Consider the following 24,529-nt stretch of genomic DNA (forward strand, 5'->3'; position numbering starts at 1 on the left):
ATATAAACTCATCTACTGGAGGAATCAATACGATGCAGATATCATCTAGCGCATACCAAAATTACAAGACGAAAGGATTGGCAGTGCTGCTCATCGCAGCGCTGCTGATCAGCCAGCTGGTATGGCCCAAACAGCCGTCCTACGGACAGACGATCAAACCGCTCACAGTCTATGACGATGCTGTATCGGATGAATTCGTGAACTATAGCTGGGCCAACCACAGCTTGGAGGAAACATCGATGGTACGCGGCGGCGAGCGCTCGATCCGCTTCGTGCCGGGCGAAGGGCAAGCGCTCTACTTCTACAAGCATCGCGTCATGAATGCAGGTGATTATAAGACTCTGCGCTTCTGGGTACACGGTGGGCCGGGCGGCGGCCAGCAATTCAAACTGATTCTCACACTCGGGGGAGGAGCGCTGGCGGAGATTGCTTCCAGCCAACTCTTCCCGGGCGGCGTGCCGGCTGGCGAGTGGCGTCAGGTCGAGGTGCCGCTGAGGCAGCTTGGTGTTACTGGTCTTCTCGACGGCATCCAGTTGTGGGGCCAGGGCCAGGGGAGCCAAGAGCCGCTGTACCTGGACGATATCGCCTTCTTCGGAGGAGACGGCGGCACTGATCCGGCGCCTGAACCCGATCCCGGCGGCGATCTGGAGGTGACCGGACTGGCTTTTGAGCATAGCGAGCTGGTCATCCGTCAGGGACAGACCCGGACCGCCGTCCTGCACATGATCCTGGAAGATGGTACGCGAACCGCGCCTCGGGAGGGAGTGGAATGGCTGATATCCGACGAAGCCGTCGCTACGGTAAGCGGAGGCAGAGTGCAGGCGCAGTCACCGGGCTCCGCGGTGATCCGCGCCGCCTATGGCAGCTTCAGCGCCCAACTGACGGTGCAGGTATTGGCAGTCGATCCGGAGCGGCCGGTCGAGTCGGTTGACGGACTGCATATCTTCGCTGATGCACTGGCCGAGACGGTAACCAATAACAGCTGGGGGGATGTGAGTCTGGATGAGACGGACATCGTCTACTCCGGCACGGAAGCGATCCGATTCCGTCCGATTGGCGATGCTGCACTCTATCTGTACAGCCACCGGATCCTGACGATGAATGAATACGACAAGCTATCCTTCTGGATCCATGGCGGTGAAGCGGGCGGCCAGGATGTACTGCTCAAGCTGACAGCCGGGGGGACAGCGGTATCGGAGCGCAGACTGGCTGAGGTGATTCCGGGCGGCATCCCTGCAGGTGAGTGGGCATATGTGGAGCTCCCGTTAACTGAGCTTGAGCTGCCTGACCGGCTGTTTGACGGTCTGCAATTCACAGGCGCTGCAGCGGGCGAGCAACCAGCGATCTACCTGGATGATATCGCCTTGACGGCCAAGCGTGCGGCGCAAGCCCGCATCGTCGAGATCCGCACCGACAAGCATGGGCTGGTCATGCTGCCCGGCGAGGTGCAACAGCTGGCGGGAGAAACGTTCCTCGCTTCCGGTGAGACCGGCGATATTACGACATTAGGCGAGTGGGCGGTCGACCGTCCCGAGGTCGCTACAGTAGAAGAGGGTCGCATCACGGCCCATGCCGAAGGCATAGCAAGAATTACGCTGTCTTATGGGGATTTCAGGACGGATGCATTTGTGCAGGTGACCGATGTCGTATCCGAGAACGTCTATGACGACCGGTTGGCAGCGGGTTACCGCAACTACAGTTGGCATGAGAAGGATTTCGCCCACACGGCCCAGGTTCGTTCGGGTCAGTATGCGATTGCTTTCGACCCGAGCGGCTGGGACGGGGTCTGGATCTCGGGCGAGCAGAAGAAGCAGGTTGATCAGTATTACGGCTTCCGGTTCTGGCTACATGGTGGGACGACGGGCGGTCAAGAGCTGCTCCTGCATGCTTATGACGGTGGACAGTCGATGGGGGCGGTGAATTTGGAACGTTTCTTGCCAGACCAATCGCTTCCTGCCAGTACATGGACAGAAGTGACAGTCAGTATGGCCGATCTGGGATTGGAATATGGCACGTTCGACGGCCTGATCCTGCAGGCGGGTACAGACCGCAGTCAGGGGCGAATCTATATTGACGATGTATCGCTGCTCCGCAACCCTTCGCCTGGAGAGCTGCCAGAGCCGCAGATGCCTGTAATCGGCATCCAGGTGGATCGAGATGCAGAGCGACTGCCGATCAGTAGCCAAATCTATGGCATAAACTTTGATGAGCAGCATCCGACGACCTCTAAGCTTGCGTTCCCATTGGAGCGATGGGGAGGTAACCAAACGACTCGTTACAACTGGGAGCTGGATACGGCCAACCGGGCGGCAGACTGGTTTTTTATTAATTATCCTTACGGCAATGACGATCCCGGCCAGCTGCCGTACGGCTCGACATCGGACCGCTTCATCGACCGAGTACTGGGGCGTGGAAACGATGTCCTGATGACGATCCCGACGATCGGTTGGACGCCGAAGGAGCGTGCGGTAAGCTCAGGCTTCTCGATCAGGAAGTATGGCGCGCAAGAAAGCTGGGCTCCTGAACTACGAGATGCTGGCAATGGTGTCCGGCCTGGAGGCGAGCTAATTACGGGCAATGATCCGGAGGACACCTCGAGGCGCGTCGACGAGACGTTCGCCACCCGCTGGGTAGAACATATGGCGCAGCTTTCAAACGGCGGGGTGCGATTGTATGCGTTGGACAACGAGCCGGAAATCTGGCATGTCACGCATCGCGATGTACATCCGGATGCGCCGACCTACGATGAGCTATGGGAGAAGACAAAGTTATACGGCTCGGCGATTAAAGCGGTCGATGACGATGCCCAACTGCTCGGGCCGGTATCCTGGGGCTGGTGTGCATACTTCTATTCTTCCGCGGACCAATGCGCCGACGGGCCCGACCGTCAGTCGCACGGCGGCACGCCGTTCCTGGAATGGTATCTTCAGCAGGTGGGGCGTCATGAAGATGAGACGAATGTGCGCCTGATTGATTATTTGACCGTCCACTATTACTCCCAAGAGACTGCAGTACCTTCTGCGGACGAGAGTCCGGCTACGGCCAAGCGTCGCTTCCAGGCGCTCAAGGCGCTCTACGATGAGGATTTCGTCGACCGTTCGTGGATTCAGGAGCCGATTCGTCTGATTCCTCGAATGAAGGAAATCATTGAGCGCAATCTGCCGGGAACGAAGCTGGCGATTACCGAGTACAACTTCGGCAACGGCAACGGCATCACCGCAGGCCTGGCGCAGGCGGAGGCGCTGGCGATCTTCGGCCGCGAAGGTGTCGATCTGGCGACCCGCTTCGGCAATTTTCAGTCCGATACGCCGATTGAAGATGCCTTCAAGATCTATCTGGATTATGACGGCAACGGCTCTCGGATCGAAGGCAGCAGCGTGCGCACGTACTCTACGCTGTTTGACGCCGTAGGTTCCTATACGATTGAAGGCAATGACGGCAAAACGTATGTACTGCTGTTCAACAAAGATACGCTGAGCCGTCAGATTGATCTGGATGTCGGTTTGGAACAGCCGGGTGCGGCTGAGTTGTATCGGTTCAGCGCCGCTTCCAGACTCGCCCCAGCAGGTGCGATCCGGCCAGGTGACGACGGGCGATTCGCCCTTACGCTACCGAAACGCTCGGCGACCCTGCTAGTGCTGAATGAAGCGTAAGCGTTAATTGGAAGATCATTTATTTGTTAAGGAGAGAACCCCATGGCTATTGTGTCTCAAGGCTTGCTGCGAACAGGCGGATTGATTCTACTGCTTGCCGGACTCGCTAATTTCATTACACACACCTTGCATCTGCAAGAGGACACGCCGCTGTCGCTGGAGCAGCTGCCGCATTTCCTGGATATGGCTGTCGGTACCCATATAGCGCTGTTTCTGGCGACGCCGCTGATGCTGATCGGGCTCACCACGTTGTTCATCAGGCATGCCGGCGCCATAGCCTGGTGGGGTTGGATCGGCTATGTGTGCTTGTTCTTCGCGTTCGTCATCGAATCGGTTCATTCCGTGCTCCAGGTCTACCAGTACCCTGTGTTGTTCGATGGCATCACCAGTGAAGAACAACTGGCGGCCGCTTCGGACATCGCCAACCGAACCCTGATGGCTGAAGGCTTCCCCAGCCTTCTTCAGATGGCGGGAGGAATCATGGTGCTGCTCGGCATTGTCGTGACGACGATCTCGTTTTACCGCGCTGGCGTTTTCTCCAAATGGCTTGCGCTTGGCTTTTTGATCATGCCCTCGACGTTGTTTTTCCCATGGGAATATTACGGCAGATTCGTCTTTCCGGTGTCCTTTCTGGTCTACGCCGTGTACGGTCTGCTGATGCTAACCGACCGCCGCGAGACCAAGAATTTTACGCTGAGCGCTTAGCATCCCTATAAGAACTAAGAACTGCCCTTCTGCCGTGTCCCTTGGCGGAGGGCAGTTTTTTTGTTTTGTTGATTTTTTACACTCCGGAATTGAATAGTATCATTTTTCGTTGTTTGGGCTTCTTTCGGGGGCCCCGCTCCGGGCGATACAATGACAACAGACAACACACGAGTCAAGGGGGATGCATGATGGCCCAGGTTTCCACAAGGGACGAGCTTGCGTCGCCGAACCGCAAGAAAAATCTTATTGTTCGTATGTTCAAGCAATGGGATATTCAATTAATGGTTTGGCCCGCACTGCTGCTCATTTTTGTTTTTCAGTACATTCCGATGTATGGCGTACTTATGGCCTTCCAGGATTACAGTATTTTCAACGGTTTCCTGGCGAGTCCGTGGGTCGGACTGAAGCATTTCGAAATGTTTTTTAACTCACCGGAATTTTATACCGTCATGCGCAACACGATCGTCATCAGTCTGTTGAAGTTTTTTATCGGCTTCCCGGCGCCGATCGTTCTGGCCCTCATGCTCAATGAGGTGCGTCACATGGCTTTCAAACGAATTGTTCAAACGGTCAGCTACCTGCCGCATTTCATGTCTTGGGTTATCGTTGCGGGCTTGGTGATGTCCTTGCTCTCCACAGACAACGGCAGTGTGAACATTCTCTTGGGCCAGACAGGCCTGATCGATGAACCGATCAGCTTCCTCTCCTTGCCGGAGCTGTTCTGGTCGATTCTGGTCTCCACCAATGTGTGGAAGGAGATTGGTTTTGGCTCGATCGTCTATCTGGCTGCTATTGCGGGTATCGATCCGAGCATGTACGAAGCGGCTTCCATGGATGGCGCAAGCAAATTCAAGCAAATCTTCCTGATCACGATTCCGTCGATTATGCCAGTCGTTATCATCTTCATGATCCTGGCAATCGGTAATCTGCTCAATGCCGGCTTCGAGGATATCCTCCTGCTGGCGGTCAACCCCGTGCTCCGAGAAGTGTCAGATGTCATAGACACCTATGTGTATAGGGTAGGCTTGCAGAACTCGAGGTACTCTTATGCCACGGCCGTCGGTTTGTTCAAAGCGGTCATCAGCGTCGGTTTGCTGACGATGGCCAACTACATTGCGCGCCGAGCTGGCAGCAGCCTCTGGTAGAATCACGGAAAGGCGGAGAATGAATTGATCAGGTTAACTTATGGCGACCGGTTTATGATGATTTTCATTTACACGGCGCTTGCACTCTTGGCTTTTATGACCTTTTATCCCTTCTGGAATGCCTTAGTCATTTCGTTTAACTCCGGAGCCGATACCGCCAGAGGCGGAATCACGTTCTGGCCGAGGATATGGACGCTAGAGAATTACAAAATCGTTTTCCAGGACGAGCGGTTGGTAGGCGCATTCTTCATCTCGATTGCCCGGACCGTCGTCGGTACCTTCTTATCCATCTTGTTCACGGCCGTCTTTGCCTATGGCATCTCCAAAAGAGAGCTGATTGGCCGGAACTTCTACATGGTACTCTGTATCATTACGCTCTACTTCAGCGGCGGCTTGATCCCGACCTTCCTGCTCATCCGGGAGTTGCAGCTGATGAATACGTTCTGGGTGTTCATTATTCCTTCGCTGATCAGCGTATGGAACATGATTATCTTCCGTACCTTCTTCCAGGGTCTGCCCAAGGGGCTGGAGGAGTCGGCCAAGATTGACGGCAGCGGCAACTGGGGCATTTTCTTCCGGATTGTCATCCCGTTGTCCGGACCTGTCATTGCGACATTGTCTCTGTTTACGGCGGTTTTCCACTGGAACGACTGGTTTGGTCCAAGTATCTATATTACCAATGAGAATCTTCTGCCGATTCAGACGATGCTCAAGCAGATTCTCAATTCCAATATTGTATCGGATCAGATGGCTCAGCTGGATTCCGCAGCGCAAGGTCAAATGTCCCGAATGCGCTCAGTAACTAGTAAATCGCTGTCTATGGCCACGATGATGGTCGCCACGATTCCGATTATTCTCGTGTATCCGTTTGTACAGAAGTACTTTGTCAAAGGCGTGCTGATCGGCTCGCTGAAGGAATAGGTTTGAAGCGCAAGCTTTAAATAGATAAACTTATAGATTGAAAGGGGAACGCAATACATGAAACCAACACGCAAATGGCTCACACCTGTCCTGTCCGTTGCCTTGTCCGCTGCCCTGCTCGCAGGCTGCAGTGGAGGCAACAATGGACCGGCTGCCAGTCCTGGTAATGGCGAAGCGCCGTCGAACGGCGAGCAGACGGGAGGGGGCTTTGAACTTGGGGCACAGCCGCTTTCCTTCACGATGTATGGCCACTATGACTGGTACACCATGCCACCATGGGGTGGGGACGAAGCGAGTGCCTGGATTAAAGAGAATAAAAAGGTAGACATTCAGGCGATTCACTCCGGAGGCTCCGCTTCACAAAAGCTAAATACGATGATTGCTACGGGTGACCTGCCGGATGCCATCTGGCTCGAGCGCTCCCAGGTTGAACGGTTGCGGGGAGCGGGACTGCTGGCGCCGCTCGATGAATATTTGGACAAGTATCCAAATCTGAAGGAATGGCTTGGGGAAGAGAATATCAATCTGCTTCGCTCCGAAGACGGACATCTGTATCAGATTCCGAACTGGTATACCCAACAGCCGAACGGCAACGGCGGTTATGTCGTAAACCGCAAGATCTACAAGGAGCTGGGCGAGCCCAAGCTGGAAACAACTGACGATCTGTATGAATACCTGAAGCAAGTGAGAGATAACTATCCGAACGTCGTACCATTCGAGCCATACCTCGGCAAGGACGGACAAGGACTGGACGTCCTGATGACGGCATTCCGGGAGGATGATCAGAAGTATACGGGCTTGCGTGCTGTTCCGAAGGGCGACCAGTTGACGTCGATCTTTGAGGATGACATCTTTATAGAAGGTCAGCAGTACGTATCCAAGCTGTTCCGTGAGAAGCTGATTACGCAAGATGCGCTGACGCAAACGGTGGATCAAGTGACGGAGAAGGTCATGACTGGCCGCGTAGCGGTCTATGCATCTGCGAGTGCGACAGACACGCCACAAGATGCGCATAATGAGTTGATCAAGGACGATCCGGATGCAGGCTATTTCATGATTTGGCCGATTCACAAGGAAGGGTTGGACAAGGACAAGATTTTCCCTGGTACCTACACGAGTCTGGGGTGGAATGTAACCGTCATCACCAAAGCGGCTGAAAATCCGGAAGCGATCTTCGCCTACTATGACTGGCTGACTGGACCGGAAGGACAGAGCACCATCATGTGGGGACCTGCCGGCAAGTTCTGGGATGGGATGGAAGAGGATGGCAGAACGCCGAAGTTTACAGAAGCTTACGTAACCGAAGCTGCGGAATTGACTCAGCTGCAAACCTCTACGAGCAATTTGAACTGGGCTGGCAACACGGTCTATGTGGATCGTACCAAAGCTGCTTTTGAAGAAAATCTGCCAGTAGAACAGCAGAACTGGGCAACGCGTTGGCAGCGTGAAATTACCTGGAAGACACAAAAGGATGCGACTGAATTCATTAATATTGATCCGCAGCCCGATTCGGAGGAAGGCATTATCCGCCAACGGGTAGAGGATATCTTCACCGAGATGCGTGCTAAGGTATTGTACGCCAAGAGTGATGAAGAGGTCATTGCCATTATCGAAAAGGCTGGACAGGACGCGGATGCGGCAGGTTATGATAAACTGCTGGCGTACAGAACTCAGAAATGGCAGGAAAATCTGGCTGCGATGAAGGGATAACATCAGCTACAATAGGAAACAGAGTCGGGTATGCCGGGAATCGGCATGCCCGACTTGCCATGTTACGAAGAATGGAGAGGATCAGGGATGTACCGAGTGCTGCTTGCCGATGATGAGAAGCTGGACCTGGAGGGGATGCGGACCTTTATTCCTTGGCAGGAGCTGGGGATGGAAGTAGTCAAGGGCGTGACGAACGGATTCGACGCCTGCCGCGTGCTAGAGACCGAGAAGATCGATATTCTGGTGACGGATGTCCGTATGCCTAACATGTCCGGCCTGGATCTGGCAAGACGAGCGCTGGAGATGAACGGGAGCATCCGGATTATTTTTATAAGCGGGTACCAAGATTTCAGCTATGTGAAGCAGGCGCTATCGCTCAATGCAGTGAACTACGTGCTGAAGCCGATGGATGACCAGGAGCTGATTGATTCCCTGGTGAAGGTGCGGGAGGCCCTGGATCAGGAGCGGGAACGAAGGGATGTTTATGGTCAGATGGGGCCAATTGTGAAGCAGCAGTACCTGCTTCAGCTGCTAGAGGGAACCATTGATGAGGCGTCGCTCTACAGTCTGCAATCTGATTATGGGATGGAGGATGTATGCTGGCCTGTGCAGGTGGCTGTCATCGAAATTGATGAACGGCCACTCGATCCATCTCCTGCCGACGGCAGCCTGGAACAGGTTATCGCGGCTTGCGAGGCACGCGGCATTTGTCATTATGCCAAGAAGAGCAGTGCGCGTCTGACGATCCTATTGGAAGCGAGCGAGAGGGAGATGCTGCCAGACCAGTTGGTCCAAGAGCTGCAAACGCTCCAGATGCCGCTAGTGCTGACCATTGGGATCGGCGGAGCGGCGACAGATTGGGAGGCTCTGGAACGCTCGTCGCGTGAAGCGCTGGAGGCGCTGGATCTGAAGATTTTCTACGGGAAAGGGCAGGTTATCGCGTATGGCGGACTGCAGCCTGCGGAGCAAGAGGATGCCCGTCAACTGGATGCCCGTCTGGAGTCGCTGTTTCTAGCGATGTCTGGCTATGAAATTGTTAGAATTCATGATGAACTGGACGAATTATTCAAGGTGGTCCGCAGCCTGCGCTCACGAATCATTCTGCGCAGTTATGCAATGTATATTTTGATGCGGCTGGATCAGTACCTGCAGCGGACCAACGAGGATGTGTATCAGCTGCTGGGGATGGATCTGACTCACTACGATGTGATTGACCAGTTTGAGACAATCCAGGACATTCATCGGTGGCTGCGCAGCCGGGTATATGAAATTTCGGAGACACTGCACACGAAGAAGCAAAAAAAGAACTGGCGTCTTATCCAGGAAATGATCGATTACATGCGGGAGCGCACGGGACAGACGATTACGCTGCGGGAGCTGGCCGAGCAGTTCTCGATGTCGCCCAATTACCTGGGGCTGATTTTCAAGGAAGAGACAGGCAAGAACTTTAGTGACTATTTCATCCAGCTTCGTATGGAGCGGGCAGCGGATCTGATGAAGTCGACGCATCTAAAAGTGTACGAGGTCGCTGACCAGGTAGGCTATCGGCATTTGCCTTATTTTAGCCGTCAATTCAAAGAAACGTTCGGTATGACGCCGCTGGAGTACCGTCGGTCATGAACAGGCCAGGTACGATTAGGGAACACCGCTATATTCCATTTGGCATCAAGCTCATGCTGACTTACGTCATCTTCATCGTCATCCCAGTCGTATTAATCGGCTACACGGCTCATTCCATGTTCACGGTGTCCATTCGTGACCGGACCCAAGACATCTACCGTGGCACGCTGGAGCAGATGCAGGACAATATTCAATATAAGATGAATGACATGTCGCGTGTGTCCGGGATGCTGTATTTTGATACCAGTTTGTCCTCTGTGCTCCGTCACTACGAGGAAGGCTGGGTGAGCTATGAGGCAACGACCAAGCAGCTGCTACCCAAGATTCAGACGACGGTCGAAGCGGCCAACAACCGGATGCGGCTCGTGCTTTATCTGCACAACACCTCGCTGCCGGAGATCTATCGCATCTATGGGGATGACGACCCGCTTGGCTTCGATGGCATTTTGTTTGATCTGTACCACGTTCAGCGAATCCAGGACCGTAGTTGGTATAAGAATTACCCTGAGGAAGTCTATGGCGAGACGATGCAGTGGCGGCAGATCGAACGGGATGGGGAGTTGGGGCATATTTCTCTGCTGCGGAGGCTGGTGGACACCACCTCTCCTCTGGAGGTCAACGAAATTGGATTTATGCGCATCACCATCATGTTGTCAGAGCTGCTGGAAAGTGTGGATTCCAAAAAAATCGGGGAGGGCACTCGAATCTATGTGGTTGATCAAGAGCAGCGCATTTTATTTGCTTCTGGCGTCACGGCGGAGGGGGAAGGTGGCTATTTAACCGGTGAACTGCTTTCGAATACATGGGTCATTGAGAGTGAACTGGAGGGTCTGGATTGGCAGCTGGTCGCCTTGGTGCCTACGGATATTGTCGAGGAATACTCGCGCAAGGTGAAGATGCTGACGATCATCATCAGTTTGGCTTGCTGTGTTGTATTTATCGTGGCCGGTCTGTTCCTCTCCCGGGTGTATTCCCGTAAGGTATCAAGGATTGTGCGGCAGCTGGATGCCTTCCAGGAAGGTGATTTTGAGAAAATGGTCCACTTCAAGGGCAAGGACGAGTTCAGCCGAATCTCCGTGGCGATCAATGAGATGGGGCAGAACATCGATGAGCTGATCCATGAAGTGTACATGACCTCAATGAAAAAGAAGGAAGCGGAGCTGGAGACGCTACAGGCACAGATTAATCCGCATTTCCTGTACAATACGCTATCTTCCATTAGCAGGCTCGCCAAGTTCGGCGAAGTGGATAAGTTGCAGCGCATGGTATTGGATCTGGCGAAGTTCTACCGGTTATCTCTGAACGAGGGGAGAACGGTCATCCCGGTCAGCCATGAGCTGGACCAGGTGACGGCCTACCTGAACATCCAGAAAACGAAGTTCGCCGAGGGCCTGGAAGTCATGTATGATGTCGATCCCGCGATTCTCCAGTACACAACGGTGAAGCTTATTCTGCAGCCCTTTATCGAAAATGCGCTGGAGCATGCCTGGTACGGCGAGCGGATTCATATCCGGATCGTAGCCAAGCTCGACGGAGACCGCATCGACTTCCGTGTCATTGACGATGGGGCGGGCTTTCCGCCGGATACGCTGCAGCAGCTGTCGGATCCGATGGCCCGCATGACACTGGGCTATGGCATCCGCAATGTCGATGAGCGCATCCGCCTGCACTACGGCGAAGCCTACGGCGTGACCGTCGCCAGCGGCCGCGGCATCGGCACCACGGTGCGAATTGTGATCCCCGCTGTGGTGGAGGGTGAAGGGGAAGGAGAAGGAGCGGGTCAAGGCTAAGCATAACGGGATGAACAGTTGGAGGAGCAAGGCGAGTATGGCTTTGCAGGGTATGATGCCAACGGTGAGTTGCACCAACCAATCCCCAGCTTGTTACTCGTCGTTAAGGCGTGAGCAGGCGGGGATTTTTGGCGTCTATTTGTGGATTTACTGAGGGTCGATGTCTGTTAATTGCGCTTTGGCTGCTGTAACGGCCACCAGTGCAGCTATTGGAGTCAAAATTGATGGGTTGGAATTCTAACGGACATGGGGGCGCTTATTGGAGTGTTTTCGCCGGTGTGTGGCCCATTTTTGGCCAAATAACTGCGCTGGTGGCCGTTAGAATGGGAAAGGTGTGTTTAGAGCTGAAATAAGCGCTGTGGTGGCCGTTAGCGCAGTAAGTATGTGAAGCTCTGGACCGTCGGCCATTGCTCTTCAAACCAATGAGTAAACCGTATCCGGGAGTGAAGGAAGGAACGTGTTACCTCGCGCATTTTCAAAGGACGCCGTCAGGCGTTTTTTTTATTGGCTGTAGGCTAGCTAGAATCATAGTTATTTCATGAGATGGTTAATTTATCTTAACTCCTTAAATCCTAGCACCCCTGGTACTCATATTGTTACCGTCAGATAGTAGATAAAATAATGTAAGTATTTATAACATATATTTTGTTGTTTCCTTTTATTTACGAATGATACGTTTGGTAGCATTCAGACAGGTTTGGAGGATAATGTTTGGTCGTTGTTGATGCCAACATACTTAGAAAAATGATGATTTTCATCGAATCGAGCGAGATAATGTATATTGTATACGCTTTATTCGCCAAAAATCCCTTTGTTAATTTACCTTACATAAATATATAATCCGGATGAGAATCTATTAAACAAGTTACATAGGAGGAGTAGAAAAAATGACAGAACTAGTAAAGGGAAGGTTCAGTAGAAAGGTTCTTGTTCCGTTGTTGATCTTGTCTCTGTTGGCCACCATGTCCAGTGTATTGGCAATTATGGTGCGCGCTGAGGAGGCGCCGGTTTTGCCGACATTCGATATTCCTGCTCTCTCCGAGGAGCACAAAACGTCTGCTTTGCCTAATGTCATTGTAGTGGCAACTGGCGGTACGCTTGCTGGTGCAGCGAGTAATGGTGATAAGACGAACTTCCAGAGTTATCGGGCGGGGACGTATCCGATGGCCGATCTGGTAGCTCAGCTGCCAAAACATAAAACTGCAGATGTGTCCACTTACCAATTTGGTAACAAGGGCTCTGGCGGTTACACGATTAAAGAACTCTATGATCTCTCGCTGGCGGTTGACGCTGCCTTGGAGATCTACGATAGTGCTGTAGTTACTACGGGTACAGACACAATGGAAGAGATCGCCTACTTCCTCGATCTGACGGTCCGCAGTGAAAAGCCAGTTGTTGTCACTGGTGCGATGCGTCCATGGGACGTTATTGGTACGGACGGTCCGGCCAACCTGTACCAAGCGATTAAAGTCGCGGGCAGTGGCAAAACGAAATGGTTCGGTACGGTAGTTATGCTGAACGATGTGATCTTTGCAGCTCGTGAAGTAACCAAGTCCAACTCGCACCGTATGGATACGTTCGATACGCCGATGTTCGGAGCTCTCGGTTACGTGGATGATCCTGCAGTTCGGATCTACAGAGCGCCTGCACGTGCCTTCAAGGCAGGTACACCGGAGTGGGCCACACCATTTGATCTGAAAACTATTTCCAAAGAAACGCTTCCGCAAGTAGGCATTGTCTACAACTATCAAGAAGCAAGCGGCGGAGCGATTCGCGGTCTGGTGGAAGACGGCGTGAAGGGTATTGTTACGGCAGGTACTGGAGCAGGCGGTATCTCTTCCGGTCTGAGCGCGGCCCGTTCAGCGGCAATCACTAACAATGGCGTAGTCTTTGTATCTACAACCAGGACAGGTTCCGGTTCAGTCTATGGCGGTTCCGGTAACACAGTGGCCGGGGATAACCTCAACGCTTCTCATGCTCGTATGATGCTGCTACTGTCGCTCGCTTTCTCTAATGACGTGAGTCAAATTCGTAGCTGGTTCCAATCCTTTGGTACGGCAGATGTTGAAATTTCGGTTGATGCGAACACGGTCCTGAGTACTTCGGTTGATGAGGAAATCGGACTGCCGGAGCTTGAAGAGCCGGTTGTAACTGAGCCTACACCTGAGACTGAAGAGCCTGTAGTGTCGGAGCCAGAGGTTACAGAGCCTCCGGTTGTGGAAGAAGAAGAGGTTGAGCCGGAGCTGCAAGAGACCGTGGTAACGCCATAAGCCAGAGGGGGAGAAGGCCATGAATTATATAGAACAGAACAGGATGCTGCGCAGACCGGTTACGGTCTTGCTCATCGTCGCGCTTCTGGCCTCGCTCTGGACCGGCTACTCGGTTGCTGTGAAAGCGGAAGAAGCGCCGGTGCTGCCGACCTTTAACATTCCGGCGTTGTCTGAGGAGCATCAGACTTCGCCACTGCCGAATGTCATTGTTGTGGCAACGGGCGGTACGTTGGCGGGAGCGGCCAGGAATGGGGACAAGACCAATTTTCAAAGTTATAGTGCGGGAACTTACACTGTCCAACGCTTATTAAGCGATATTCCCAAGCATAAGAATGCTGATGTAACGGGCTATCAATTCGGCAACAAAGGGTCCGGCGGCTATACCTTCGCAGAGTTGTATGATCTGTCGTTGGCAGTAGATGCTGCGCTGGAGATTTACGACAGTGCTGTCGTTACGACGGGCACGGACACGATGGAAGAGATTGCCTACTTCCTCGACCTGACCGTACGCAGTGACAAGCCGGTGGTGGTGACGGGGGCCATGCGTCCTTGGGATGTTATTGGAACCGATGGTCCTGCGAACCTGTACCAAGCCATCAAGGTTGCGGCAAGTAACAAAACCAAATATTTCGGTACCGTTGTTATGCTTAATGATGTCATTCACGCGGCTCGTGAGGTGACGAAGGCTAACTCGCATCGGATGGATACGTTCGATACGCCAATGCTGGGTGCGCTGGGCTATGTTGACGATTCGGCTGTACGTATCTACCGTCTGAATGCCCGGGCCATGAAGGCTGGTAAAGCGGATTGGGGCACGCCGTTCGATCTTCGGACCATTCCGAAGACGAAGCTGCCGGTTGTTGGCATCGCCTATAATTATCAGGAGGCGACAGGCGGCGCAATCCGCGGTCTCGTGAATGACGGAGCCAAAGGTATCGTCACTGCGGGTACTGGCGCAGGCGGTATCTCGTCCGAAATGAGCGCGGCACGTACCAGGGCCATCCAAGATCAAGGTGTCGTCTTCGTATCGACGACCCGTACCGGCTCAGGCAGTGTTGGCAGCGGTAGTGGCAACATCATTGCCGGGGACAATCTGAACCCTCAGCATGCACGGATTATGCTGATGCTCTCGCTCGCATTTACAGATGATGTGAGCACGATGCGCGGCTGGTTCCAGACGGTGGGGACGCAAGATTTCTCCATTAGTGATGACCGTGCCCCGTTCTGGGAGGCGGGCAGCAGGCTGACTGGCAGTGCGCTAACCCAATCGGGTGTGACCCTGCAGTGGCCGCGTGCCAAGGATGACTTGAATGTAGTCGAGTATGTTGTGTACAGAGCGGATCAAGAAGAAGCGATCGCTACTTTGTCTGCGGATACGAGATCTTATCAGGTCACGGTATTACGTTACTCGACGAACTATGATTTCACTGTAGTTGCCCGTGATGCTATGGGTAATGAGAGTGCGGCGTTGAGTGCGAGCTTTGTAACGCTGGCAATCGACGCACCGATTACTGGAGTTCCTGGTGGTGGTGTTCCGACTGAAGGCAAGGCAACAATTCCTGCAGGCGGAAGTGGAACCGTGAGTCTGGAGGGTCTGGTTACTGTAACGGTGCCTTCAGGTGCGACGAATGCTCAAATGGAGCTGGAGATCCGGAAGGTATTGGATACCGCGGGTCTGGTGACGGCTAACGATACGCTGGTATCATCCATCTTTGAGATTACGAAGAGTACTACGGGCAATTTCCTTACTCCTGTAAGTCTCTCCTTCAAGTTCGATCCTTCTCTCATTGGTGAAGGCAAGACAGCTTCGGTCTTCTGGTATGACGAGCAGGCCAAGCGTTGGGTAGAGGTTGGAGGAACCGTGAGTGGCGATATCATTACAGCTACTGTGGATCACTTCACCAAGTTTGCCGTATTCGCTGTCGATGCTGAGGAGTCCGAGCAGCCTGGCGGGCCGGAAGGGCCACAGGGACCTGAAGAGCCTGAGGTGCCGGTGAACTTTACGGATATCTCTGGACACTGGGCAGAAGCGACCATTCGCGCCGCAGCCTCGGCGGGGATCGTCAAAGGCTACGAGGATGGCACGTTCCGTCCCGGCAATACGGTGACGCGCGCTGAATTCGCTGTGATGCTCATCGGTGCCTTGGGTACCGAGGGGACAGGGGGAGCATTGAGCTTTGGTGATCGCTCTACTATCCCGGCGTGGGCCGCGCCTTCGATCGCAGAAGCGGTCAGGGCGGGCATCGTGAGCGGGTATCCTGACGGTACCTTCCGTCCAAGTGCGAATATTACGCGCATGGAGATGGCTGCAATGATCGCTAGTGCGAAAGGGCTGGATACGAGCTCTGGGGCGGCGACCACGTTTGCCGATAACGGGGATATCCCGGCTTGGGCACAAGGTGCAGTCAAGGCTGTCTATGACGCAGGTATTGTTCAGGGCCGCCCAGGCAATCTGTTCGCGCCGCGCGCCACAGCCACCCGTGCTGATTCGATTACAATGATTATGAATATGCTGGACCGTCCTTAATAGGGCGAACAGCCCGATGGAAAATCCCCGAACCGCTTGGCGGTTCGGGGATTTTTTTTGTGAGTTCAGTCTTTCTCGCTGCTCTTTTAGGCGCTGCGACTAATTTGGCGGGGTCTTTTTGGGCATGTTCGCACAATGATTCACCGGCGGGGATCTCTTATGATTAAGGAGACGCAAGAGAGAAAAGAAGGAGGGAGTGCTCCTTATGAACATCTTTACCGTTCGCTGTCAGGACAAGGAACAGGCGGCTGTGCGGCTGCCGCAAGGTCTTGTGCTTGTGGAAACAATGAATCGGGAATGTAGCAAGAACTGGCCGACGGATGTAATGGCGCTGCTCGAATCGGACCAATTACAGGGGTTGTCCGCATGGCTCGCGGATTTGGAGGCTGAGGTGACATCGAAGTTGCCGGCGCTGGCAAAAGAAGATTTCGCTTATGCCCCGCTAACTCGTCGCCCTCGGAAGATATGGGGTGTCGGCTTCAACTATGTGGAGGACGACGCCGCGCTGCTGCAAGTGGACCGTAGTGAGGAGCCGGTTGGTTTCATGAAGCCGGATACCGCGCTGATTGGATATGGCGATGCGGTGGTGCTGCCGCCCCAGTCCGAGCGCGTCATTGCTGAGGCGGAGCTGGCGATTGTCATTGGCAGGGAGTGCCGGGATGTGACGGAGGCCGAGGCGGAGGGATGCATCGCAGGCTATGCTGCCATCTTCGATATGGGTGCCGATGACATCCACCGCCGTAATCCGAGGTACCTGACACGCTCGAAGAGCTTCGATACCTTCTTCAGCTTAGGGCCTGAGCTCGTAACGCCGGATGAGGTGGCGGACATAGAGAAACTTCAGGTAACTACGGTGCACAATGGAGAGGTCATCGCTAGCAAGCGTGCGGGACTGATGCGTTTCCAACCTGTGTGGATCGTCGCGTTCCATTCTCAGGTGATGACGCTGCTGCCGGGAGATATCATCATGACAGGCACACCTGGGGCAGCCGTGGTTCGGGATGGCGACGTGATCGAGTGTCGGATTGAGGGCTTTGAGCCACTAGTCAATCGTGTGAAGGCGGCGCGGCGCTAGACTAGATGGCGACCGAGAACGAACGCATGCGAAAAATCGAGTTCGTTTGGGTGAGACAGCGCCCTTTGGGGCGAATGTATGCGAAAAACCGAATAGATTGGGTGCGATAAGGCGAGGTTGAGCTGAATAAACACGAAAAATCGAGTTTATTTCAACGAGACGACGACTTTGGAGCCAATGTATATGAAAAACCGAATAGATTTGGTGTGAGAGTATGAGATTCGACCAAATAAACACGAAAAATCGAGTTCGTTTGGATGGTTCGATGGCTGTGGAGCCAATGTATGCTAAAAAATAGTTTACCAACTGAAAGGAAGGATAATTATGCGTTATGACCTGCTGAAATTGAAGATGGATCACCCTGGAGATTTGAGTGAACTGGAGAAGCTGCTAGCTGATGGAAGTGTTCAGGCTGGTGACATTAAAGGCATCATTGCCCAGACGGAAGGGGATGGGTATGCGAGAGGGTACAGCACGCTGGCATTCCAGGTGCTGCTGTCCGGTTACCTGAATTGGACACATGAAGAGGTGTTCGACCGCATCCCGATGATGATGATCGGGAAGACAGGCGGCCTCATGAGCCCGCACTATACGTTGTTCCTCCGCAATGACGGAGCAGGCGGTGAGGCTACCGCGATGGGTTCGACCGCCATTGGCACAGCATCAGACGAAGCAACGGGCTCCACTGCATCCAATACCGATAAGCGCTTCGCCTTCGGCGTTGCCTCCAGTCGGGTGCTGCTGCCAGAGGAAATTGGCACGACTGTGCAGGTGGATGTAGCGGCGGAGACAGTGCGGGCTGCCATTGCAGATAGCGGCATCACTTCGCTCGCGGACGTGCATTGCGTGGAGATCAAGTGCCCTTGGGGCATTGGCGGCGCGCGCTCGAAGGCCTCGTCGGCATTGGGATCTGCAGTAGCTCTGGAGGAAGTGGATCGGGCTCGAATCGATGAATCGGCTATCAATGGAGACCCTAGCCTGTATTCGCTGCGTACATCGGTTTCGGCTGGAGGAGAGCAGACTGCCGTGCGGGTTATCGTCATGGGTAACCGTGCAGGAGCGGATAGCTCGCTGGTGGTTGGCTCAGGCGTGATGCAGGACAACTTCGATCTGGCCGGGTTGCACGAGGTGTTCAGCAGCATGGGGATGGCCTCGCAGCCCGTGCTGCCCGAGCAACTGCAGGGACAAGTACGCCAAGTGTTCGTGAATGCAGGCGCGGATGCGCTCCCTCATATCCGGGGGCAGCGTCACACCATGCACAGTGATGCGCTCAGCATGCACAGCGGCATCCTGGCCAAGGCAGTTGCTCATGCCGTGGTAGGTGGAGTAGTTGGCGATGCGACCATCCTATGCTCGGCAGGCTCAGAGCACCAAGGGCCCCAAGGGGCGAACTTGATTGCGGTCGTCGCGGAGGCGGCTGCTACGGGAGGTGTGCGCTAATGACACAATCCTGGCAGATTCGCGGGTTGTCCAACGAGCACGCTCATTTGGACAAGGGGATGCTTGTCCCTGGCAGCGCGGTCTATACCGATGCCCCTGCTCCGGTGCGCGGCGGCTGGACGCGGGAGCACAAAGCGGGCTTCACCAAGCAAGGGATTTATGAGCGGGCAGAGGCGGCGCTCCAGCAGATGCTGTCGTATGGCACGACTTACGTACGGACGCATGTCGATGTGGACCCGCTCGTCGGCCTGAAGGGAGTCGAAGCGCTGCTGGAGCTGCAGGCGAACTATGCCGACCGGGTCGTGATCGACTTGACGGCCTTCAATCAGGAAGGCTTCGAGCGTTACGCGGAGACGGAGGAATTGCTGGCCGAAGCGCTCCGAATGGGTCGCATGGGAATCGGTGGTCATACGCTGACTGATAGTGATGGACAGGCGCATATCCGTCGCATCTATGATTTGGCGGAGCGGCTGGATGCGCCATGGATTGAGTTTCACACGGATGAGAGCGGGAAGCCTGAGCATTTCCTGCTTCCTTATCTCGCAAGAGAGGCGGCGAGTCGGGGCTTGGGATCGCGCGTATATGCGATTCATTGCAATTCCCTGGCCAATGTTCCCGATGAGGCGGCAGAGGATGCGATCGGACTGATGGTCTCGGCCGGCTTGCAGGTCATTGTCTGTCCGACTGCAATTGCCACACGTGCCATCACGCGGACCAAGGACCTGCTGGCGGCGGGCGTTCGCCTGACACTCGGGAGCGACAACATGAGTGACCTGTTTAACCCGCTGGGGAGCGGCAATATGCTGCAATATGCCCAATTGCTCGCCTATGTCCAGCGTTTCTACGAGCCTGGCGAGCAGCAGGCGCTGCTGGATATGCTGCTGGCTGAGCCGGTGGATGCAGAGGCGGCGCTGAAATTGAGCCAACTGGATGCGGAGGTGCTGTACAGCACCGGTGATGTGCGCGAGCTGCTGACCCATGCCCCGCGCCCGGCCGCGATGCGCCGGGGGGCAGCATCTACTTCGAATTAGCCATCAGGATATGATGGATCATCAGGGCGATGCGCAGCTTGAGTAAGTCGATGGGGTCCTTGAAGGAAAGGCCAAGCAAGGATTCGCATTTGTTGAGACGGTAGAAGACGGTGTTGCGGTGCAGGAACATCGCGCTCGCCGTCTCTTTTACATTGCCGTTATGTTCCAGGTACGTATCCAGAGTAGCCAGCAGCTCCTGGCTTTCCTCGCTCTTGGCATAAGCCAGCGATTTGAGGATGCTTGCATAGAATTCACTCAGTTTGTGATAGGGCAGCAGACGAATCAGGTCAGGCACCTGTTGGACCCGGTAAGAGATGACGAGAGGATGCTGACTAATCTCTAGTGCATGCTTGAGTGCCAGTGTCGCTTCCTGATAGGCCCGGGGCAGACGGTCGAGTTGATCGGCCTGATTGCTAAGTCCGCAGGAGATCGCCCACTTGTCCTTGCCGCGATCCAGGTGCTCCTGGAGCTCCTGGATGAGTTGGAGCCACTCGCTCTCTTGCTGGCTGCCCGGTGTTTCTTCGGCAGTGGAGAAGATTAGGACGACATGCTCACCCTTGGTTGTGCTGATGGCGCGGATGCCGACAGCATCCAGGTAGGCCTGTACTTCGCGCATCAGATGCTCCAGCTCGGTCTGGCCCAACTGAAAGGTGTTGTGACCATCATAGGCATGTGACAGTGGCTTGCAGGCGACGACCCAGTGGTAGCCGTGAGCAGACAAGCCGTATTTCTCTCCCCGCTTCAGAATTTCATCCATCGTCGCAATTTCGTTATCCAGCAGCTCACCAAAAAATTCCTCCCGCAACCGGTTAGACCCTTCTTGCAAGGCATCTTGCTTGATGCTCTCGTACGCAATAATCTGAGCGGCTTGCTCCAGTGGCATGAGTGGCGTGCGAATCGAAGCATCGGTATTCATGACGATGATACAGCCTTTGAACATGCCTGATGCATGAATCGGGTAGAAGCCCATGCGCTCCCCGCGTTCGGTGGTGCAATAGGTGAGTTTGTTCTCTGATGCGCCTTGATGAACGATGAGCTGCAGCAGCTCGGATTGAAAAGCAGAGGATACCGCCCATTGGCGAGCGGTGGCGGACCAGCCGACAATCTGGCGCTTGCCGTTTTGAATCAGGATGGGATGATGGATGACACCGGTCAGGGTCTGGGCAATATCGGACATGCTGGCGCCATTGAGGAACAGTCGTGAGAATTTACGGTGGATTTCAAAGGTGCGCTCCAGCTCGACCTGCTTCTCATTGAGAATAATGCTGAGTACCTGGCTCATCATCTCCCCAAGAGAGGTGTCATTAGGCAGTGCAATAATCGGCATGCCCAGGCTGTCGGACTGATCGAGCAGCTGCTGGGGCAACTGCGCATCGCGGTCGTTAGCCTTGATGACGAGGCCTGAGCTCTGGGACAGGTGCATCTGCTGCAGGAACTGGAGGAAGATGTCGCTATTCTCCTGAATGACGTGCTCGGTGGTAAACAACAACTGATGGCGGCGCAGCCAAGTGGCGATGTCTGGCGCGTCCAAATGCCCGGCCGTTCGTGCCTGCGGTAATTTCACCATTACATTAACTGAATCGATTGAGCGACCAAGTCCTTCTGTGCCGCCAATAACGAAGGCGTCTGCAAATAAGGGCAGCTTCAGAATGCGTTGAATGGTAAGGGACATGGTGAATCCTCCTATGTTAGAATATATGACTTTTATAATCGCATGTGAACTGTTCTCCAATAGGAGGGGGTATTCTGTTGTGCACGGTGAACAACGGTAAACAGATGGATTTAGCTGGTGATTAATTAGGTTTTTGTACATGTTGCTCAGTTTGGAGGGGGTTGAATTGTGCACCGATACCATGGGATGACTATGTCATATAATATATCATTAATTTAGAAACAAGCAACAGCAAAGAATAATAAGAGAGATAAACTTACGTTAATAGGAGGAGAGCGACGATGCGAAAAAGAGTATGGCACGTGGCGATGTTGTGGGTGCTGGTATTGGTGGTAGCGGGGTGCGGTAATGCGGCAACCACGGCCCCTGCGGAACAGGGTGGGAACGTTCCTCCAGCAGAGAGTCAGAATGGTGAGACGAGTGAAAACGCGGGGGATGGCATCGATCTGCCACCAGCTGAGAAAACAAAAATAACGCTTCGACTGAACTGGAAGTACAAAGGTGAGTTTGCTCCATTCTATGTAACCAAAGAGAAGGGTATCTTCGAGAAGTACGGGCTGGACGTCGATGTCGCAGAAGGCTCAGGTTCCGTAGCTGTGCTGCAAGTGATCTCCCAGAACCGCGAGGAAATTGGCGTGACCTCGGCTGTGGAGCCGATCCAGGGGATCGAAATGGGAATGCCCGTCAAAATCATCGCTTCCTATATGTCCAAATCACCGATGATGCTGCTCTCTCATCCCGATACACCGGTGAACTCACCGAAGGACCTGGAGGGCAAAACGATTGTTTCTTCTTCCGGCTCTACGTTCACTGGCATTTATGAGCATTTCCTGAGCTTCAACGAGGTCGATTACGATCAAGTGGAACATATCATGGTCGAGACCGGCGCACGCAATACGCTGTTTCTGAATAAAGAGGCCGATGCAGTGGCTGTTTTCTCTACGAATGAATATCCGATTTTTGAGAAGAGCATGGGTCAAGAGCTCGTTCCTCTCTACCTTGCCGACTTCGGATTCGATCTGACAGGGTTGTCCCTTATTTCGAATGATAAGTTCATTGAAGAGAATCCCAACACACTCAAACGTTTCCTCGCTGCAGTAAATGAAGGCTTTGCCTATACGCTGGAGAATCCGGAGGAAGCTGCCGAGATCTCCAAGGCTTTGTTCCCTGATGTGGTGGATGAGGATATCGTCATTGAGCAGATCAAGCGCACAGGTGAGCTGGCAATCCGTCCAGAGGGTAAACCCTACGGCTGGTCGGATGGCGAGACGATGGAAACGATGGCCCAGCGGATGCTGGAAAGTGGACTGATGGACGCCAAACAATCTGCAGATCATTACTATACAAACGAATATTTGCCGCAATAGCGGCACACCACCCGAAAGGAGCCGTCCTTATGAAAGCTAGCTTCAATCTCAGGCAGGCGCTGTCCGTCAGCGCCACCTTTGTGGGATTTCTGCTCTTGTGGCAGCTGGTCTGTGTAATCTTCAGTATTCCTTCGTATCTGCTTCCGACGCCGACCGACATTATCGGGCGGATGATCCAGGACAGTGATGTGCTGCTTCGGCATAGCGGTGTTACACTTTTTGAAATCTTGGCAGGCTTCGCCTTATCAGTGCTGTTCGGTATTCCGGCTGCAGTCATTATCGTTTACTCCAAATACTTCTCGCAATCGGTGTTCCCGCTGCTGATTGGGCTGCAGTGCGTGCCGATGATCTCGATAGCTCCACTCCTGATTACGTGGCTGGGCTTCGGCATCGTCACCAAAGTCATGATTGCCTTCCTGATCTCCTTCTTCCCGATCATCGTCAGCTCCGTGGTGGGCCTCAAGTCGATGGAAAAGGAAATGCTTATGCTCGCAACGTCGCTTCGGGCCAACCGGATGCAGGTATTCCTTTACTTCAGGCTGCCCAAAGCGCTGCCTAGTATCTTCGGCGGGTTCAAGGTTGGCATTACGCTGGCAGTCGTCGGCGCAGTTGTCGCGGAGTTCGTCTCCTCCGACCGGGGACTGGGGTACCTGCAGCTCGTGGCTAACTCCCGGCTCGATATTACAATGCAATTCTGCGTGATCGTCATGCTAGGTATTATCGGCTTGACCCTCTACAATATCGTCGGTCTGATTGAAAAAATCGCGCTGCCGTGGTACCGCGCAGCCAGAGGAGGCGAATAATATGCCTGCGGAGCAGATTATTATCCGTGATGTGGAGAAGACGTTTCAGACCCGTGGCGGGCCTGTCCAAGCGCTGGCGAAGGTCAATCTGACCATCGAACCGCTGTCATTTGTCTCGGTAGTTGGTCCCAGTGGTTGCGGAAAAAGCACACTCATGAATCTGCTGGCCGGACTGGATGTGCAAACAGGTGGGACCATTCTAATCGGCGACAAACCGATGAAGGGGCCGCAAGAGGGGAATGCTGTCGTCTTCCAGAAGGACCTCCTGTTAGAGTGGCGGACCGTGCTGGCCAATGTCCTGCTGCCATTCGAGCTGCAGAATGTGACCTGGCTGGATCGCAAGGATCGCACGACGAACAAGCAGATGGCAGAGGACATGCTGAAGATGGTGGGGCTCGAAGGCTTCGGTGACAAATATCCGTTTGAGCTCTCCGGCGGCATGCGGCAGCGGGTTTCGATTTGCCGGGCGCTGATTCAGCAGCCTTCGCTCCTGTTGATGGATGAGCCTTTCGGTGCCCTTGATGCGTTGACACGGGAGCAAATGATGTATGACCTGCTCAAAATCTACAAGCGGTACAACTGCACCGTTATTTTTATCACGCACAGTATTGAAGAGGCCGTCTTCCTGTCCGATCGCGTGCTGGTCATGAGTCCAAGACCTGGCTCTGTGGTCGAGGATATTGCCATCGACCTGGATCGTCCACGGGGGATGAACACCCGAATGGATGCTCGCTTCCTCGGGTATGTGCGTCAGATCCGCGGCGTCTTCCAATCCCAAGGCGTCCTGGCGGAGGTGTAGC

Annotated in this window: 16 protein-coding genes; 15 read left to right on the forward strand and 1 reads right to left on the reverse strand. The window is 54.0% G+C overall.

The window, feature by feature from the left end:
• Nucleotides 1-32: 32 nt before the first annotated feature.
• The 12 genes from F556_RS36335 (at nucleotide 33) to F556_RS0115945 (ending at nucleotide 19,887) form a co-directional block, all read left to right on the forward strand.
• The gene (locus F556_RS36335; RefSeq protein ID WP_020617965.1) at nucleotides 33-3,653 is read left to right on the forward strand and encodes a glycoside hydrolase family 44 protein; all 3,621 of its coding nucleotides are present in this window, start codon (nucleotides 33-35) and stop codon (nucleotides 3,651-3,653) included.
• A gap of 42 nt (nucleotides 3,654-3,695) precedes the next feature.
• Nucleotides 3,696-4,358, forward strand: coding sequence for a hypothetical protein (locus tag F556_RS0115890; protein ID WP_020617966.1), 663 nt, complete (start codon nucleotides 3,696-3,698; stop codon nucleotides 4,356-4,358).
• Nucleotides 4,359-4,546: 188 nt separating this feature from the next.
• A complete protein-coding gene (locus F556_RS0115895) occupies nucleotides 4,547-5,503 on the forward strand; it encodes an ABC transporter permease (protein ID WP_020617967.1) in 957 nt (318 codons plus the stop codon).
• Nucleotides 5,504-5,527: 24 nt separating this feature from the next.
• Nucleotides 5,528-6,424: a carbohydrate ABC transporter permease gene (locus F556_RS0115900; protein ID WP_020617968.1), complete on the forward strand. Its 897-nt coding sequence runs from the start codon at nucleotides 5,528-5,530 to the stop codon at nucleotides 6,422-6,424.
• Nucleotides 6,425-6,481: 57 nt separating this feature from the next.
• Nucleotides 6,482-8,134 (forward strand): extracellular solute-binding protein, encoded by a 1,653-nt coding sequence (locus F556_RS0115905; RefSeq protein ID WP_020617969.1) that lies wholly within the window; start codon nucleotides 6,482-6,484, stop codon nucleotides 8,132-8,134.
• A gap of 87 nt (nucleotides 8,135-8,221) precedes the next feature.
• Nucleotides 8,222-9,754, forward strand: a complete 1,533-nt coding sequence (locus F556_RS0115910; protein WP_020617970.1) for a response regulator — start codon at nucleotides 8,222-8,224, stop codon at nucleotides 9,752-9,754.
• Nucleotides 9,751-11,544, forward strand: coding sequence for a cache domain-containing sensor histidine kinase (locus F556_RS0115915; protein WP_020617971.1), 1,794 nt, complete (start codon nucleotides 9,751-9,753; stop codon nucleotides 11,542-11,544). Before F556_RS0115910 ends, F556_RS0115915 begins: the two co-directional genes overlap by 4 nt.
• Nucleotides 11,545-12,431: 887 nt before the next feature.
• Nucleotides 12,432-13,814: an asparaginase gene (locus tag F556_RS0115925; protein ID WP_020617973.1), complete on the forward strand. Its 1,383-nt coding sequence runs from the start codon at nucleotides 12,432-12,434 to the stop codon at nucleotides 13,812-13,814.
• 19 nt (nucleotides 13,815-13,833) lie between these two features.
• Nucleotides 13,834-16,341, forward strand: a complete 2,508-nt coding sequence (locus F556_RS39180) for an asparaginase domain-containing protein (protein ID WP_020617974.1) — start codon at nucleotides 13,834-13,836, stop codon at nucleotides 16,339-16,341.
• Nucleotides 16,342-16,546: 205 nt separating this feature from the next.
• Complete coding sequence (locus F556_RS0115935) at nucleotides 16,547-17,416, forward strand: fumarylacetoacetate hydrolase family protein (RefSeq protein WP_020617975.1); 870 nt, start codon at nucleotides 16,547-16,549, stop codon at nucleotides 17,414-17,416.
• A gap of 324 nt (nucleotides 17,417-17,740) precedes the next feature.
• Complete coding sequence (locus F556_RS0115940; RefSeq protein WP_020617976.1) at nucleotides 17,741-18,856, forward strand: ring-opening amidohydrolase; 1,116 nt, start codon at nucleotides 17,741-17,743, stop codon at nucleotides 18,854-18,856.
• On the forward strand, nucleotides 18,856-19,887 hold the full coding sequence (locus F556_RS0115945; RefSeq protein WP_020617977.1) for an amidohydrolase family protein: 1,032 nt from the start codon (nucleotides 18,856-18,858) through the stop codon (nucleotides 19,885-19,887). The genes F556_RS0115940 and F556_RS0115945 overlap by 1 nt, the downstream gene beginning before the upstream one ends.
• Here the strand turns inward: F556_RS0115945 and F556_RS0115950 are convergent.
• Entirely contained in the window at nucleotides 19,874-21,559 is a 1,686-nt protein-coding gene (locus F556_RS0115950) for a PucR family transcriptional regulator (protein ID WP_020617978.1), read from the reverse strand. The genes F556_RS0115945 and F556_RS0115950 overlap by 14 nt on opposite strands.
• A 281-nt stretch (nucleotides 21,560-21,840) precedes the next feature.
• On the opposite strand from F556_RS0115950, the gene F556_RS0115955 reads away from it, so the two are divergent.
• The 3 genes from F556_RS0115955 to F556_RS0115965 are packed head-to-tail and all read left to right on the forward strand — an operon-like array spanning nucleotide 21,841 to nucleotide 24,528.
• Nucleotides 21,841-22,926, forward strand: coding sequence for an ABC transporter substrate-binding protein (locus tag F556_RS0115955; protein WP_020617979.1), 1,086 nt, complete (start codon nucleotides 21,841-21,843; stop codon nucleotides 22,924-22,926).
• Nucleotides 22,927-22,955: 29 nt separating this feature from the next.
• Nucleotides 22,956-23,729: an ABC transporter permease gene (locus F556_RS0115960; protein WP_020617980.1), complete on the forward strand. Its 774-nt coding sequence runs from the start codon at nucleotides 22,956-22,958 to the stop codon at nucleotides 23,727-23,729.
• Between the two features lies 1 nt (nucleotide 23,730).
• A complete protein-coding gene (locus F556_RS0115965; RefSeq protein WP_020617981.1) occupies nucleotides 23,731-24,528 on the forward strand; it encodes an ABC transporter ATP-binding protein in 798 nt (265 codons plus the stop codon).
• Nucleotide 24,529: the final 1 nt, after the last annotated feature.

It is taken from the genome of Paenibacillus daejeonensis DSM 15491, assembly GCF_000378385.1.
GTDB classification, from domain to species: domain Bacteria; phylum Bacillota; class Bacilli; order Paenibacillales; family Paenibacillaceae; genus Paenibacillus_D; species Paenibacillus_D daejeonensis.

Bases quoted from the DNA above. Each gene is read 5' to 3' on its own strand.
- F556_RS0115960 (WP_020617980.1), top strand. From the start codon at position 22,956: ATGAAAGCTAGCTTCAATCTCAGGCAGGCGCTGTCCGTCAGCGCCACC.
- F556_RS0115915 (WP_020617971.1), top strand. From the start codon at position 9,751: ATGAACAGGCCAGGTACGATTAGGGAACACCGCTATATTCCATTTGGC.
- F556_RS0115910 (WP_020617970.1), top strand. From the start codon at position 8,222: ATGTACCGAGTGCTGCTTGCCGATGATGAGAAGCTGGACCTGGAGGGG.
- F556_RS0115955 (WP_020617979.1), top strand. From the start codon at position 21,841: ATGCGAAAAAGAGTATGGCACGTGGCGATGTTGTGGGTGCTGGTATTG.
- F556_RS0115950 (WP_020617978.1), bottom strand. From the start codon at position 21,559: ATGTCCCTTACCATTCAACGCATTCTGAAGCTGCCCTTATTTGCAGAC.
- F556_RS0115965 (WP_020617981.1), top strand. From the start codon at position 23,731: ATGCCTGCGGAGCAGATTATTATCCGTGATGTGGAGAAGACGTTTCAG.
- F556_RS0115895 (WP_020617967.1), top strand. From the start codon at position 4,547: ATGGCCCAGGTTTCCACAAGGGACGAGCTTGCGTCGCCGAACCGCAAG.
- F556_RS0115905 (WP_020617969.1), top strand. From the start codon at position 6,482: ATGAAACCAACACGCAAATGGCTCACACCTGTCCTGTCCGTTGCCTTG.
- F556_RS0115940 (WP_020617976.1), top strand. From the start codon at position 17,741: ATGCGTTATGACCTGCTGAAATTGAAGATGGATCACCCTGGAGATTTG.
- F556_RS0115935 (WP_020617975.1), top strand. From the start codon at position 16,547: ATGAACATCTTTACCGTTCGCTGTCAGGACAAGGAACAGGCGGCTGTG.
- F556_RS0115925 (WP_020617973.1), top strand. From the start codon at position 12,432: ATGACAGAACTAGTAAAGGGAAGGTTCAGTAGAAAGGTTCTTGTTCCG.
- F556_RS39180 (WP_020617974.1), top strand. From the start codon at position 13,834: ATGAATTATATAGAACAGAACAGGATGCTGCGCAGACCGGTTACGGTC.
- F556_RS36335 (WP_020617965.1), top strand. From the start codon at position 33: ATGCAGATATCATCTAGCGCATACCAAAATTACAAGACGAAAGGATTG.
- F556_RS0115890 (WP_020617966.1), top strand. From the start codon at position 3,696: ATGGCTATTGTGTCTCAAGGCTTGCTGCGAACAGGCGGATTGATTCTA.
- F556_RS0115945 (WP_020617977.1), top strand. From the start codon at position 18,856: ATGACACAATCCTGGCAGATTCGCGGGTTGTCCAACGAGCACGCTCAT.